Annotated in this window: 20 protein-coding genes; all 20 read right to left on the bottom strand. The window is 34.4% G+C overall.

Features of this window, described 5'->3' with window-relative positions; genetic code table 11:
- Positions 1–45 precede the first annotated feature (45 nt).
- The 20 genes from Q0E86_RS10100 to rpiA all read right to left on the bottom strand — a co-directional run bounded on the left by Q0E86_RS10100 (position 46) and on the right by rpiA (position 15362).
- Positions 46–1392 carry an MATE family efflux transporter gene (locus tag Q0E86_RS10100; protein WP_295756803.1) on the bottom strand — a complete coding sequence of 449 codons (1347 nt, stop codon included), beginning with the start codon at positions 1390–1392 and terminating at the stop codon, positions 46–48.
- Positions 1393–1467: 75 nt separating this feature from the next.
- Positions 1468–2652: a phosphopentomutase gene (locus tag Q0E86_RS10095; protein WP_295756801.1), complete on the bottom strand. Its 1185-nt coding sequence runs from the start codon at positions 2650–2652 to the stop codon at positions 1468–1470.
- Positions 2649–3365: a purine-nucleoside phosphorylase gene (gene deoD / locus Q0E86_RS10090; protein WP_295756799.1), complete on the bottom strand. Its 717-nt coding sequence runs from the start codon at positions 3363–3365 to the stop codon at positions 2649–2651. Before deoD ends, Q0E86_RS10095 begins: the two co-directional genes overlap by 4 nt.
- A 47-nt stretch (positions 3366–3412) precedes the next feature.
- Entirely contained in the window at positions 3413–4015 is a 603-nt protein-coding gene (locus Q0E86_RS10085; RefSeq protein WP_295756797.1) for a hypothetical protein, read from the bottom strand.
- 22 nt (positions 4016–4037) lie between these two features.
- A complete protein-coding gene (locus Q0E86_RS10080) occupies positions 4038–4634 on the bottom strand; it encodes a hypothetical protein (protein ID WP_117571515.1) in 597 nt (198 codons plus the stop codon).
- Position 4635: 1 nt separating this feature from the next.
- On the bottom strand, positions 4636–4956 hold the full coding sequence (locus Q0E86_RS10075; protein ID WP_117571529.1) for a PTS lactose/cellobiose transporter subunit IIA: 321 nt from the start codon (positions 4954–4956) through the stop codon (positions 4636–4638).
- Position 4957: 1 nt separating this feature from the next.
- On the bottom strand, positions 4958–5251 hold the full coding sequence (locus Q0E86_RS10070; RefSeq protein ID WP_154556059.1) for a PTS sugar transporter subunit IIB: 294 nt from the start codon (positions 5249–5251) through the stop codon (positions 4958–4960).
- A gap of 15 nt (positions 5252–5266) precedes the next feature.
- Positions 5267–6595 (bottom strand): 6-phospho-alpha-glucosidase, encoded by a 1329-nt coding sequence (locus tag Q0E86_RS10065; protein WP_295756795.1) that lies wholly within the window; start codon positions 6593–6595, stop codon positions 5267–5269.
- A 64-nt stretch (positions 6596–6659) separates the two neighbouring features.
- Positions 6660–8561 (bottom strand): PTS sugar transporter subunit IIA, encoded by a 1902-nt coding sequence (locus Q0E86_RS10060; RefSeq protein ID WP_295756793.1) that lies wholly within the window; start codon positions 8559–8561, stop codon positions 6660–6662.
- Between the two features lie 10 nt (positions 8562–8571).
- The gene (locus Q0E86_RS10055) at positions 8572–9834 is read right to left on the bottom strand and encodes a PTS sugar transporter subunit IIC (protein WP_295756792.1); all 1263 of its coding nucleotides are present in this window, start codon (positions 9832–9834) and stop codon (positions 8572–8574) included.
- A gap of 125 nt (positions 9835–9959) precedes the next feature.
- Entirely contained in the window at positions 9960–10097 is a 138-nt protein-coding gene (locus Q0E86_RS10050) for a hypothetical protein (protein ID WP_295756790.1), read from the bottom strand.
- A gap of 33 nt (positions 10098–10130) precedes the next feature.
- A complete protein-coding gene (locus tag Q0E86_RS10045) occupies positions 10131–11096 on the bottom strand; it encodes a PD-(D/E)XK nuclease family transposase (protein ID WP_295756788.1) in 966 nt (321 codons plus the stop codon).
- Between the two features lie 107 nt (positions 11097–11203).
- Positions 11204–11977 carry an HAD-IIB family hydrolase gene (locus Q0E86_RS10040; RefSeq protein ID WP_295756786.1) on the bottom strand — a complete coding sequence of 258 codons (774 nt, stop codon included), beginning with the start codon at positions 11975–11977 and terminating at the stop codon, positions 11204–11206.
- Positions 11970–12434, bottom strand: a complete 465-nt coding sequence (locus Q0E86_RS10035; RefSeq protein WP_295756784.1) for a hypothetical protein — start codon at positions 12432–12434, stop codon at positions 11970–11972. Before Q0E86_RS10035 ends, Q0E86_RS10040 begins: the two co-directional genes overlap by 8 nt.
- Positions 12435–12472: 38 nt before the next feature.
- Positions 12473–13567: an IS200/IS605 family element RNA-guided endonuclease TnpB gene (gene tnpB, locus Q0E86_RS10030; RefSeq protein WP_295756783.1), complete on the bottom strand. Its 1095-nt coding sequence runs from the start codon at positions 13565–13567 to the stop codon at positions 12473–12475.
- 25 nt (positions 13568–13592) lie between these two features.
- Positions 13593–13994: an IS200/IS605 family transposase gene (tnpA, locus tag Q0E86_RS10025; protein WP_295756781.1), complete on the bottom strand. Its 402-nt coding sequence runs from the start codon at positions 13992–13994 to the stop codon at positions 13593–13595.
- Positions 13995–14088: 94 nt separating this feature from the next.
- On the bottom strand, positions 14089–14229 hold the full coding sequence (locus Q0E86_RS10020) for a hypothetical protein (RefSeq protein ID WP_295756780.1): 141 nt from the start codon (positions 14227–14229) through the stop codon (positions 14089–14091).
- Positions 14204–14527, bottom strand: coding sequence for a Gfo/Idh/MocA family protein (locus Q0E86_RS10015; RefSeq protein WP_295756778.1), 324 nt, complete (start codon positions 14525–14527; stop codon positions 14204–14206). Before Q0E86_RS10015 ends, Q0E86_RS10020 begins: the two co-directional genes overlap by 26 nt.
- 30 nt (positions 14528–14557) lie before the next feature.
- Complete coding sequence (locus Q0E86_RS10010; RefSeq protein ID WP_295756777.1) at positions 14558–14698, bottom strand: hypothetical protein; 141 nt, start codon at positions 14696–14698, stop codon at positions 14558–14560.
- Entirely contained in the window at positions 14688–15362 is a 675-nt protein-coding gene (gene rpiA / locus Q0E86_RS10005; RefSeq protein ID WP_295756776.1) for a ribose 5-phosphate isomerase A, read from the bottom strand. Before rpiA ends, Q0E86_RS10010 begins: the two co-directional genes overlap by 11 nt.
- Between the last annotated feature and the right edge of the window lie 168 nt (positions 15363–15530).

Raw genomic sequence — 15530 nt, 5'->3', positions numbered from 1 at the left:
GACCGATATTCGGATTTTTAATCTCGAATATTCGGTCCTTTTTTATTAGGCTGAAACTTCTTTATCCGTTACAGCCCTTTTCATTTTTCTCCATTCAAATAATGAATACATAGAACATAAAATTTCTGTCACCACAAAGGCATACCAACCTACGTTAATGCCAAAACATTTCATCAATCCATATGTCAATGGAATTAGAATGACGAGTTGTCTTGCCAAAGTGATGACTAAGGAAGTATTTGCCTTATTTAAAGCCTGGAAGGCCGCGCATAGTACCATACTAATGCCGGCAAACACAAAGCTTAAACTAATGATTTTTAGTGCCGGAATACCAAAGGCATACATTTCATCATTGGCACTAAACATTGATAATAATTGTTTTGGAAACAACTGGAAAATAATCGTTCCAATAAACATGATTCCGATTGACAACAACAACGAAAATTGAATCGCATCTCTAGCTCGATCTTTTCTTTTAGCTCCATTGTTGTAGGCAACAATCGGAATCAAGGCATTGGTAATTCCTAGTACGGCCATATTCAAGAAGTTTTGTAGCTTATAATACACACTAAACGCACTAATGGCCATAGCCGAGATTGGTGCTAGTATCATATTCATAAAGACCGTCATAAAACTTAATACCGACTGCATCAATATTGCAGGAACTCCTACTTTATAGATGCGAGCTAAAATGTCTGTAGAAAAACTAAAGTTAGACATTTTAATTTGTAATGTATCAATCTTTTTCTTTGTAATCCAATAACCTATCATCATGCCACAAAATTGACCGATGACTGTCGCAATGGCAGCACCTGTTACACCCATTCTTGGTAGACCAAACCATCCAAAAATCAAGATTGGATCCAAGATAATATTAATGATAGCTCCTGCTCCTTGCATGACCATGTTGTAAATGGCATTTCCAGTTGCCTGCATAATTCTTTCAAAGATGATTTGCACAAAGACACTAAACGAGAACATCGTACAAATACGAATATATGTATTGGCTAAGCCAAGAATTTGAGCATCCCTAGTAAACCAAGATAAGAATGTATTCGAAAACAAGACGCCTAACACTAAAAAGACAAGTCCATTCAAAAATCCTAATAGGATTCCATGCATCATTGTATTGTTCGCATAGTCAAATTTCTTTTCACCCAAATAACGAGCAAGTAGTGTATTAAATCCAACAGCTGTACCACAGGCGATCGCAACTATAATGGTTTGTACAGGATAGCATAAAGATACAGCGGTTAAGGCATCACTAGAAATCTTTGCGACAAAGATACTATCCACAATATTATATAAAGCCTGGATCACCATCGAAATAATGATGGGTAAGCTCATCGAAACCACTAATTGTTTGATTTCCATATGTTCCATTTTGTTCATTAAATTATACCTCCCCCATGTTTTGGCAGTTTCATAGGGGATACCAAAACGCTAAAATAAGTTAATATATTTTTTCTATTTTGTCAAATCAAGGACAGATTCACCAATCAAATTAGATGGCTTAGCTAAACCAAAGTTATCTAAGATACTTGCGCCAAGAACTCCAAATGAACTTGAATCATTCAGTATTCCATATTCTTTCATACATGGAGAATACATTAAACATGGAACACACTCTCTAGTATGATCAGTTCCTTTATAGGTTGGATCGTTTCCATGATCAGCCGTAATGATCAATAGTGTATCTGAATCAATCACTGAAAGTAATTGACCTAATAAGACATCAAAATCTTCAAGCTCATCCGCATAGCCACTCACATTTCTTCGATGGCCCCACTTGGCATCAAAATCTACAAGGTTCGTAAATAATAAGCCTGTAAAATCCGTTTGCACTTCTTCAATAGTTTGAAGCATTCCTTCATGACTCGAAGTAGAATGAATACTTTTCGTAATACCACACCCATTAAATATGTCACAGATCTTACCAATCCCAATCACATCCAAATCATTTGATTTTAATACATCGAGTACTGTTTTGCTCGATGGAGACAAGGCATAGTCATGACGATTGCTCGTACGTGTAAAATGTCCAACCGAATTTCCTACATAAGGGCGTGCAATAACTCTTCCTACTTTATATTCTGGCTTTAAAGTGAGTTCTCGAGCGATTTGACAAACACGATATAGTTCATCTAATCCAGTCACTTCTTCATGACCACATATTTGTAGAACACTGTCTGCCGATGTATAAAGAATCAATTTCTTTCCACCAGACTGAATCTCTTCCATAGCCAATTCATCTAAGATTTCTGTACCACTTGCACTTTTATTTCCAATAAAGACATGGCCAGTTAAAGATTCTAATTCAGATACTAATTCATCCGGAAAGCCATGTTCAGTAAATGTTTTAAATGGTTTTGTCGTATGAATTCCCATCAATTCCCAATGTCCTGTCATTGTATCTTTTGAACAACTCGCCTCATGCATTTTAAAGGCATAACCCATACATTGTTTAGATTTACTATTTGGATGTAAATTCCCTAAACCTAGTTTATATAAGTTTGATATCTTTAAATCTGGTCGATATTCTAAGATATGACCGAATGTATCGGCACCAAAATCATCAAAGTCTTTGGCATCTGTCGCTTGTCCAATCCCAAAAGAATCAATGACAACACATACTATCTTTTTGTATTTCATAGACGAATGGCACTTTCTAAGGCAAGGGTAATCATTTCATTAAAAGATGTTTGTCTTTCTTCAGCTCTTAAATGTTCATTTGTGCATAAAGAATCCGATACAGTTAATAGACAAGCCGCCTTTTTGTTCAACACCTTCGCATTGTGGAATAGGGCAAAACTTTCCATTTCCACACAAAGTGCATCGTATTCTTCAATCATTTTTTCTGGTTGTTCTAAATCTTTTTCATAATAGAACACATCACTCGAATGTGTGTTTGTCAAAACAACCGGAATTGAAACTTCTTGACTTACACTTTCAATCAATGCATTAAAATCTTTATCTGGGTACTGCATTCTATCTGTATCGCCACTTTGTGCTAGTGCATAAGTTGATTCTGAATAAGATCCTTTGACTAAAGCGACAGATTTCATTGGTAGTTTTTCAGAATAACTTCCTGTACTACCAACACGGATAATGGCATCTACATCATAAAATTTAAATAGTTCATACGAATAGATTCCCATACTTGCCATTCCCATACCGCTTCCCATAACAGATACACGGTGTCCTTTATATATTCCTGTATATCCAAGCATTCCTCGTACGTCATTGAATAAAACAGGATTTTCTAAAAAATTCTCGGCAATCAATTTTGCTCTTAAAGGATCGCCTGGCATCAAAACGACTTTTGCGACATCTTCTAAACTTGCCTTATTGTGTGCTGTTGACATAATTTTCCTCCTAAAAACAAAGACCAGTCGAAGCTGGTCTTTCCATCTTAATATTGTCCTGGGTTATACTTAAATGCATTAGGTACAACATGATTTGGATCATACTTCTCTAAAATCTTACCATATCTTTCACGATAATCGTTGTCAATTTCCAATTGAGGAATGACCTTTGTTCCTTCTTCAAAGAAGTGTTTTGATCCACGTCCCATTTCTTGTCCACGCTTAGTGTGTTTATCCAAGGCGATATCTGGAACTTCCATGATTTTTCCCATGGCAGCTTCTTTAATAATAATATTCTTTAAATAATCACTTGAACGATCCTTTGTACTTGCACAAAGTAAACGAATCGCATGGATAAAATACATTGGCTGATCTCCATCATCATACGCATACGATTTACGTACTTCATTTAATGTGTTGACTTGCACAGCAGCTTGTAAATTTCCAAAACCAATATCTTCAACTGAAATTGTTAGTAATCGACGCCATAGCTTATCTAGAAACAAAGGGCCTGTAATATATAATTCATAAGCCGCTTGGCATGCTTCTTCTACCTTATTGCGTCGAATGCTTTTTTGAAGTGTAGAAATCACTTCATCTGCGGCTAAGCCATTTCTTGTTTTTGCGGCAGCCCAAATATTATATGACATATTCTCTTACACTCACTTTCCATTAATACTGTTCTGAACTATATTTGAATGCATTCTCAACAACATGATCTGGATCATATGTTTCAAGAATCTTTCCATAGCGTTCACGATAATCATTATCAATTTCTAATTGTGGAATCACTTTTGTAGCTTCTTCAAAGAAGTGTTTCGATCCACGTCCCATTTCTTGTCCACGCTTAGTGTGTTTATCCAAGGCGATATCTGGAACTTCCACCACTTTTCCCATGGCAGATTCCTTAATAATGATATTTTTTAAATAATCACTTGAACGATCCTTTGTACATGCACAAAGCACGCGAATCGCATGGATAAAATACATTGGTTGATCCCCATCATTGTATGGGAAGTTCTTACGCATTTGATCTAATGCATGAATTAAAACTGGAACATTTAAATCTCCAAATCCAACATCTTCAACGGCAATCGTTTCTAAACGAGACCACATTTTGTCTAAGAAGACTGGCCCTGAAGTATATAACTCATAGGCTGCTTGACAAGCTTCTTCTACTTTTGCACGACGAATATACTTCTGTAATGAAGACTGCACTTCGTCGGATGCAAAGCCATTCTTTGTCTGAATGTCTGCCCAAATTGTCATTTTATTTGCCTCTACTTTCTATTAATAAAATTATTTCTTGAATCAAAGTCTTTATTGTTTCTGCTGACATAAGTTGATCTTCCGCATGCGCCATCAACATTGTGATTTGTGGTTCTTGCGTATTCATTTCTTGCTGTAACAATTGAAGATGGGCTTCGTGGGCTTGGGAAAAACTTTCATCTCCATTTGACATTGATTGTTCGTAAGCTGTTTGATCGTTTTCACGATAATATTTAAGAGCTTCTAAATAATTTGACTTTGCCATACCAGCATATGTAATAACTTGCATAGCAACTTGTGATATTTGTTCAACGTTAGCCATATTACCCTAATAATTTTTTCGCCATTTCAATAGCAGCAGCTCCATCTGCCATTGCGTATACTCTTGGTTCAATACTAGCAACTGGAATATTTAATTGTTGATGAATTGAATCCACCGCAAAAACCAATTGTGGACCTACTAAGCATACATCCCATTTACCCACTTCATTTTTGATTGAAGCATTTGCGACTGCACTTACTTCAATATCTTCACCTGTTTTTTCAGCTACATCTCTAATTTTTTTAACAAGAATTGAACTTGACATTCCTGCATTACAGCACAACAATATTTTCATTTTGATTTCCTCTTTCTATTTTAATTCTGGCCAATACGCTTTATTCGCCTCAATAAAATCGTCTAAAATTTTTCTTGCCACATTGGCATTTGGAACACACTTATTTAAAGTTAATGCCTGTAGCATTTTTAAGTAGCTATGCTCTTCATAAGCATCAACCACAAGTTTTTCACAATTGACTTGCTGTTCCATCAATCCTTTTTGGAAATGTGGAATTTCACCTACAGTCAATGGCTCATATCCATCTTTTCCTACAATACAAGGAATTTCAACCATGGCATCGTTTTCAAAGTTAGAAATCGCTCCGTTATTTGGAACAATCAACAACATTCTTTCATGTGTATTAAAAGCTAAGGCCGTTGCTAAATCTACGATAAATTCAGCATGAATACCAATTTGTAATGTTGTATCCTTTGCCGTACCCTCTTTTTCGATACGATGACATTCTCCAAATACACGTTTTTCTCTTGTATCCACAACTTGATCAGCACGCGTATAGTTTGGATCTGTATGTGCTACCATATCGTCTCCAAATAAATAATATTGGAAATATGAGTTTGGGCACATTGTAGGATCAATTGCGATAATATCCTTTACCTTTTTAGCTGTATCAAACCATGAGCTATCTGTATAATAAGATGCATCATCATCCGCTAAACAGTTTCCATATTTTAACTGGTGTGCAATCAAATCTTGAATATATTCTTTTCCATCCTTATCCTTGATAGATGTCCACCATCCAAAATGGTTTAATCCATAATAACGGATACACATTTCTTTACGATTTTTAAAACCTAGAATTCGAGCAATTGTATGCTCCATTCCAATTGGCATATCGCAAATATTGATCACTCTTGAATTTGGCTTAAAACGACGACATGCTTCAGCTACAATACTAGCTGGATTTGAATAATTTAACATCCACGCATTTGGTGAATATTTTTCCATATATTCAATGTTTTCTAACACGCCCGGAATGCTTCGTAATCCATAAGCCATTCCACCAGGCCCACATGTTTCTTGTCCAACAACACCATATTTCAATGGGATCTTCTCATCTAAAGAACGCATTTCAAGCTTACCGACACGAATGTGTGCTAATACAAAATCAACATCTGTATAAGCAACTTCAGGGTCTGTTGTTGCGACATATTCAATCGTTGGATCTTTTTCTTTAATCAAGATTTCGCATGCCTTTGCGACATGATTTTGACGTTCTTCATCGTTATCATATAATTTGATACTTCTTAATGGTAAACGATCTAGGTTGTCTAACAACATTAAAATAATTTCTGGAGTATATGTACTTCCTCCACCTGCAATAACAATTGAAAATTTTTTCATTTTACTATCCCACTTTCTAAGACAATAAATTGATACATATATTATGTTTGATTTTATTGTTTTTTTACTCTAACAATTTAAAACTATATAAATTTTTAATGAAGGCATCGCCATCTTCACTTTGAAGTAGCTGATGCATATACTTTCTGTGTGAAACAATTTGATTAAAGAATTGAAACAACAAATTCATTTCATCATTTCGTTTCTTCTCGAGCGCTAGCAAGAATACAAGCTGCACCTGGTTTCCATGATGTTCAAACGGCTTTTTCAACAAAGCTACTTCAATACCTGTTTTATCGGCAAATGTGAACAGGGCATGTGGCACCATCATTTGTGGTCCTAGATTGGTTGGATAATTCTTTTCTCTCAATAAAACATCTTCATAGAATCCTTCTGTATCTGAAATCGATCCGGATTCATGCAAATTTTTAGATAATTCTAATAAAATATCCGAAAGATCCATCGTATCTTGATATACCGTTACATGTTCCTTTTGAATATAACGATCTAATATTTTAGAAACACGCTTATTCATACGAATCATATGGATGATTGAATTCAATCGTTCAATATCTTTGATTTCTGGCAATTTATCCATACTGAACACTTCAACATCTTTTAGGACAAGAAATGAATCCAATGTGATCACAAGATCTATCGATGTAAGATCCATTTTTTTCAAGACTTCCTTATTTACGATATCTACGATCGCAATTTGATTTTTAAAATACATTTCTAACCACTGTGTCAATAAGTGTTTAACACTATGACGCTGGTTTGTCACAATAACTGTTTTTAATTTTACATTTTCATTTTCTAAAAATTGTGCCACATATACCGTTAAGTATGAGATTTCATCTTCTGTCACATAAACACGTTTGTATTTGAATAGAATAGGAACAATCATCATGCTGATTTCAAACGCAAATGGAAACTTTGTCTTTACATCATCCACAATAGGATTTTTCAATTCATATCCGCCAATAACGCGTCGATTCATGAACTCTATGTGTAAAAGCATTTTATTGGATAATGCCTCAGATTCCTTTAAGTTGATTGAATATTTATCAAAGACTTCATTACAGAATTCATCAAATACAAGTGTGGTAAAATCCGTGATTTCAGGCACTTCATCCGTGGATTTCATTTTAAATGTATGAAGAAGATTATATAGAATCGAAATATCGGCCTGCTCTAAATAAGACGACTGCATACATAATTTAGTAATGACACGAGTATAAAGATCGTCCGGAGAACTTGATTGATTATCCTCTAAATTGTATCCATTTAGATTTCGTACTCGACATATTAAGATGCATGCTGTAAAAATGGACAAGTCAGTTTCTGATAAATAGAGTTGTTCTCCATTCATGATTTTAATTACGTCTTCCTTTGTGGATTTGTAGTATTTCATAACCCACGAATCACTTAGAAGCATATAAAGAATGTCCATTAACGCATCTGGATTTTCGAGTGCCATATCTTTTACAACTTTAAAAAGAAGCTCACGAATTTCACTTTCTTCTAATAAAATGACACACTCATCTTTTTTTAATTTGAATAATTCCACATTGTAGTTTTTCAACAAAAACTGAATTACTTTATTGATTTCTTTGCGAATCACAGAATCAGATAAGCCTAAAAATTCAGACAAATCATATATGCTGCAATCCTCAAAGAATAGTATTTTACCTATAATTTTGTAAATGCGATAGACAGCTAGATCCACATTTTCATTATCTTGATTGACTATGTTATGAATAATATCTAGATGTTCATCATTGATCATGTATCCTTGTTTGGCACTTGAACGAATTAATATACAGTTTGTCACATCATTCATAAATGTGATTTCATTACGAATAGTTCGTGAGGATACATTTAAATTTTCTGATATTTCTTTTCCATGAATACCAGGATTATTCATAATCAATTTTATAATTTTTAATTGTCTAGCTGTTAACATGTTTCTCTTCCTATTTTTCTAAAGCCTGTTCTTTTTGTAGCTCTTCTTTTTCCATCATCTTGAAGAATGGATAATAGAATACAGTTTGTAGAATCAACAATACAAATACTAGGACTACAGCCTTCCAATCTAATGTCATTAAGAATGCACTTACTCCTGGAGGCAAGAATCCTGGAGGATTGGCAATTGGTTTACCGACTAAGCCTAAATTCATTGTTAAATATACAATTGTTGTACAGATCAATGGTCCGAACACAAATGGAATAAACATAAATGGATTTAAGATAATAGGTGTACCGAAAATCAATGGTTCGTTGATTCCAAACAAGCCAGGGATAATAGATACTTTACCTACTGAACTCAATGATTTTGCCTTTGATCTCATCATTAAAATATTTAATCCTAATGTTAAACCAGATCCTGATACACATAATATACCATAGAATAATCCAAACGTGAAAATATGTTGAACAGGTTGTCCTGCAGTATATGCTGCAATATTTTCAGCGGCATACGCAATCGCAAAAGATGCCCATACAGCAGATGTAATACTTGGTCCATGTAATCCAAAGAACCATAATAATTGCGTAAAGAACATCACAATCAATAAAGCTGGTAGTGTATCCATACCTGTTACAGCTGGTGCTAATACATTCATAATCAATTGTGGGAAGGCAACCTTTCCAAAAGTCAATGAAAGATTCGCAATCGCAACTGCGATAATTGTGTTCAATACTAATGGTACTAATGCCGCAAACATATCTTGTACCATTGGTGGTACACTTTCTGGCATTTTAATATACCATTTGCGTTCGTAACAAAGGTGATAAATTTCAACTGTAAATAAAGCTGCAACAATACCCGTAAATAATCCAGTAGATCCTAAATAAGATGTATTTAATTGACCATCTTTAACTACAGCACAAAGAATAAAGAATACAACTAAAGCTGTAACAGCAGGTTGACTTCCTTTTAAATCATATTTTTCAGACAAAGTCTTCGCAATAAAGTATGTTGCATATACCGCAAGCATATCGTTTGTGAATGCTGATGCATATGTCAAGACACCCATATTCGCACTTAAGAAATCATAAACAGGTCCACTTCCTAAAAGGTTGGCAATGCCTAAGAAAATAGTACAGAATGAACCAATGATAATAATAGGTATTGAAGCAACGATACCATCTTTGATTGCTTGAATGTGTTTTTGTTGTTCAAGCTTGTTCGCAATTGGCATCAAATACTTCATAAGAACATTTTGAATTTTTTGCATTTTCGCTCTCCTCGTATACAATTTTTGTCGACTAAATTGTTAACTAAATAATAAATGTTAATAAAATATTTCTCAAATCTTCTTTTTCCACTTAAAGTGGAAACAAAAAGCCACCATAAAGGTGGCTAGCAAATCAATTTCAAAATTTCTTCTTCACTTTTAGATACACACTTCGCTATTTCAGATACACTCATACCATTTGAAAGCATAGTTTGGATCATCAAAGTCCTTTCTTGATTCATCTGCTCAATTTGTCTATTCACATCTTCAACATGTTTATTGGCTTTTTGTGCATTTCAAGCGTCTTCTTGTGCTTTACGTGTCTCTTCTTGTAATTTTCGAGCCTCTTCTTGTGCTTTACGAGCCTCTTCTTGTGCTTTACGTGCCTCTTCTTGTGCTTTACGTGCCTCTTCTTGTAATTTTCGAGCCTCTTCTTGTGCTTTACGAGCCTCTTCTTGTGCTTTACGTGCCTCTTCTTTTGCTTTACGTGCCTCTTCTTGTAATTTTCGAACCTCTTCTTTTACTCTTTGAAGCTCTTCAAGTTCAAGTTGTCGTTCCATTCGTTCTTCATTTTCATGCAGTTTTTGAAAATCTTCTATTATTTTCTTCCAACCATCATCCGATATCGTTTCTACACGCTTCTCTAACATTTGAATCACCCCATCCTTCTCTATCATCACCTTAATTTTACTATCATCCAATCCCTTGTGGCAATTCAAAAAATAATAAATCATTTTCTCCTGTTCATTCATGTCTTCAAGTGGCTTATTTACATCTAACTTTGCCATCTCAATTGTACGTAACTTCATACGATCCTGACTTTCTTCAACAAAAGATAATCCTTCTTCATTCCTTAATGTGAATGTGTTACACATCTTATCATTTTCAATTATATTCACATTAAAGAACACTAAGACGATTGTTTCCTTTAATTGTTTGTAGTATTTTCCTTCTAATTGTTGAGAACCATGAAGTCTAGCCAAATAATAACTAAAGCGAATTGGCAAATTATCTTTTGTTTGTCTTAACTGCATCTCTAAATCCACCATCGTTCGATCATCAAATTCAACTAATAAGTCTAATCGTGGACTTTTCATTTTACTAAAGTCTTTTACAATTTCTGAATTCTTAACAACAACACTATTCACCTTCCTTTCTAAAAATACAGTGAGTAATGATTTTAAGGCATCATTTGCCTCTTTACAATCTTCGCCAAAGACATACTTAAAGGCGAAATCATTTAATAAATTTGCGCTACGCATGAGCACCTCATTTCTAGTAGGCATTTCCTACATACTCATATACGTAAAAAAATGCACTTTTTCTAATAAATTTTAATTTTTTTGCACAAAAAAAGCGCCTTTCGACGCTAAATCCATTCCATTTTCTTACAAATATTATAAATTCCATCATCCACATTGGCATCTGTGACATATGTTGCGATATCCTTTAATTCCTGACACGCATTTCCCATCGCTACACTTGTCCATTGCGGATCAAACATAACCATATCATTAGTGTCATCCCCAAAGACAACTACATCTTTTAAATCACCACCAATATGCTGCATCATATCCAAGATACCTTGGTGTTTCGCATCATATTGAAACATTAGATAATCTGGTACAAAACGCATATTCCCTACCGTATCCTTTAAAGTCAGTTCGGATTCCTTCTCTTTTGGGATGGAAATATACATTTTATAAATCACATCCAATTTGTCTACATCTAAATTTTCATCATAAATATATTCCGTAGGCTCCTTACGATCACCTACTTGATTTTGAAATGTATAATCTTGCGTGTATACCTTAATTGAATCATCTAGCGCAAATAAAACACCATATCCTAAAGATAGAGCTTCTTTGGCAATGGCTTTTGATTTATCTAGATCCAAAGGAATATTTTGAACCAATTCATCATGAATGACTAAACCGCCACCACCGCAACAAACCATATCATGTAAACCCACACTCTCCATAAAGTTACGTGCTTTATAGTGAGCACGCCCTGTCGCAATAGCCACAAAGTGACCTGCCTTTTGTAGTTCATTTAATGCGACTTGTGCACTTGGCACGATCTTACCAGTCGCTTTATCTGTTAATGTTCCATCAATGTCAAAGAAAAAATATTTTTTATTCATGTCTCTTCCAACTTTCTTGTACACTCGTCAATACATCCATCACATCTTGAATACATTGTAAATTTGTTTGTCCATTTAAATTCGAAACATATTCTTCCATATCACGAATCTCATAGTTGAGTGCCAAACCACTTTCTCCACAAACAATCTCTTCAGTATGTCCATCACTTGTATATGTGATTGTCGCCTTATCCGCTCTAGGAAAATTGTATATTTCAATATACCCATTTTCACATGCGACCAAACCTCTTTTTGGTTGCTTAGCACGCATTGTCAAAGAAATTGTCGCAATCTCCATTTCTTTATTTTGAAGCAAGATACCACTTGATTCATCAACACCCGTTTCAAAGGGTGTCATCGTTGTTAATACTGTATTAGGTTTACTTGCCTTGAACCTCTCATCACTGAAGTGACGAGATTCTTGGGAACAGGTTTCTTTTGAAACCTTTCTTACCAAGCTATCCCCGCAGTTCCTGCGGTTCTTTTTATTTTTAGTTAATTTGCCAATATGCCTTGCATCAATATATTGATGGATGCATTTACATCTCTATCATGCGTTGTATGGCATTTTGGACATATCCATTCTCTTACTTTTAAATCTTGTGTTTCTTCATTCTTATATCCGCAACAATGACAGATCTGACTGCTCGCATAGAATGTATCTACTTTCTTGATCACTTTTCCATACCACTGGGCTTTATATTCTAGCTGTGTTGTAAACTTTGACCAGGATACATCCGATATAGACTGGGCTAGATTGTGGTTTTTAAGCATGTTCTCTACTTTTAAATCTTCGATACAGATAATGTCATATTCTCTAATGATTCTAGTAGATAGTTTGTTGATAAAATCCATTCTTTGATTCGCTATCTTTTCATGAAGTCTTGCAATCTTGATTCTGTTTTTGATCCAGTTGCGGCCGCCCTTTGTTTTTCGTGACTGCTGCTTCTGGAGCTTTTTCAGTTTCTCAATCGACTTCTTCAGATATTTTGGATTCTCTATCTTTTCTCCATTACTCAATATGATAAAATCCTTGATACCTAGATCTATACCTGTCTCATTATATGTCAGTGGAAACAAGACTTCTTCTACATCCGTATAACATAATGAAACATAATACTTTCCACTTGGTACTTGTGATACCGTTGCACTAAGTAGTCTTCCCTTTGGTTGTCGTGTTTTCTTTATCTTTACTAGACCAATCTTAGGAAGCTTGACCTTATTGTCGAATAATTCAATATTTCCATTCGTATATTTTGTGGTATATGAATAACGATGCGTCTTCTTCGATTTGAATCTAGGATATTCCGCTTTTTTCTTAAAGAAATTTACATAAGCCGTATCCAGATTCTTTACACTTGACTGTAGAGCAACCGAATCCACTTCCTTAAGCCATTCATATTCTTTCTTTAAAGAAACTAGATCTTTAGAACATGCCGAATAATTTAAAGTGATTCCATCTTTTTCATAGGCATCCCTACGCTTTGCCAGATAATGATTATATACAAAACGAGTACAGCCAAAAGTCTTGGCCAATAATATTCTTTGTTCTCTATTTGGATAGATACGATACTTGAATGCCTTTTCCATGATGATTTCTCCTCTTATTGATTCGCTATTTTCTTTTTTGACTTCTTATATAATCTATAATCTGTTCTTCTGTATTTTCAGAAACTGTAGCTACAAAATAAGAAGGATTCCATAGATGTCCACCCCATAATTTGGATCTTAGATCATCCCCAAACTCTTTCATTAAGAGTCTGGCCGATACACCCTTCATAGCTTTTATAATATTAGGGATATAATGCTGCGGCGTACAATTGATCAGCATACGGATATGATCTTTCTCCATATTCATTTCCAGAATTTGAAAACCATTATCCTTTGAAATCTGAGTCAGCAGCTCTTTTAATTTTATTGCAACCTGTCCATTCAAGACATCACGACGATACTTTACGCACCATACGATATGATACTGTATGGAATAGACATAGCCTCTTCCTTTAACAACTTCCATATGGTTTTACCTCATCTATATTATAACATATGTATATATTTAAAGCACCATATTTATCATTTATTTTTAAATTATTTATTTAACATCTGCATATCTAATTCATCTCATGACTAAAGTCACGAGTGTTCTTAGATTGCTTTATAAACCAACGTGCAAAACTAACGGCATACACACCAATATCAAGTAGTGCACCACCAGCTAGATTTGGATTAAAAAAAACGATTGTTGACATCATATTCTTTAAAGCTACCAAAATTAATTTGAATCATCTTCACTGGTCCTAAAGAATTGGATGAAATCACTTTCTTTAATTCTTTAAACAAAGGCATATGAAATAAGGTAACCCCATCACTGATTACTAAATGTCTTTCTTTGGCAATCTCTACACATTCATTTAATTCTTTAGAATTTAAAGTTATGGCCTTCTCACAAAAGACATGTTTATTATGAAGCAAGGCATCCTTCATAATTTCATAATGCGAATTATGCGGTGTCGCAATATAGACAATATCAATATTTTCATCTTCAAACATAGATTGATAATTCTCATAGACATGTTCAATCTAGAATTCTTCAGAAAACTTTTTAGCTGAACTATAATGACCAGAAGCTACACCATATATTCCAACACCTTCTTGAATCAAGGCGTTTGCCATATCATGCGCAATCCATCCAGAACCAACAATTCCCCAATTATAATGCACAGAATTCACCATTTCTTTCCTTTTTAAATACGCCCTTCTCATTGACTAGAATCATTCCCGTAAGGATATCGACAAATAGACTTGTATCCACAATGCCAGGCATCATCAATAATGTTTGATTCAACAAACCAATGTCTTCTACATCATTAAAATATACATCCAACAAGATATTTCCTTCATCACTCATTAAAAACCCATCTTTATTTGAAGCTGTACGCAATTCAACATTTCCATTTAATTCTTCCAATTTCTTTTTTACGATACTAAATGCTTTTGGCAACACTTCCACTACAACCGGCACTTGAAATGCCAAAGTCTCATAAAATTTACTTTCATCCACCAACACAATATATTCATCAGCCATTGACGCAATGATCTTTTCTTGCGTATGAATACCACCACCACTTTTTAAAGCATTTAAATGCGAATCCACTTCATCACAACCATCAAAGGCAATATCAACATGATCCACATATTGCGTATTCAATACAGTCAAACCTGCCTTTTGAGCTAATAATACCGTCTTAGAAGAAGGAGATACCACCTTGATATCTTTATCCTTCACATAATCAATTAAATACGATATGGTACTACCTCCACCAAGGCCTACAACCATACCATCCTTTACTAATTTTGATGCATATAATGCACATTTCTTTTTCATAATCATCACCACTTTCACTATATCATGTAATTTATTTTCGTCAATATATTATTTGCGTAATTTTAATTCATAAAAAAAGAAGAACTATACCTCCTTAACTTTGCAGAATTTGTATAACTAAAAAATAAAAGAAGCATTAGTAGCTAAATTCACCAATGCTTCTGTCAA

Origin of the sequence: uncultured Holdemanella sp. (assembly GCF_934754935.1) — a bacterium.
Classification (GTDB): domain Bacteria; phylum Bacillota_I; class Bacilli_A; order Erysipelotrichales; family Erysipelotrichaceae; genus Holdemanella.
The sequence above is the reverse complement of the archived record's forward strand: the minus strand, read 5'-3'. Positions and strand labels throughout refer to the sequence as shown.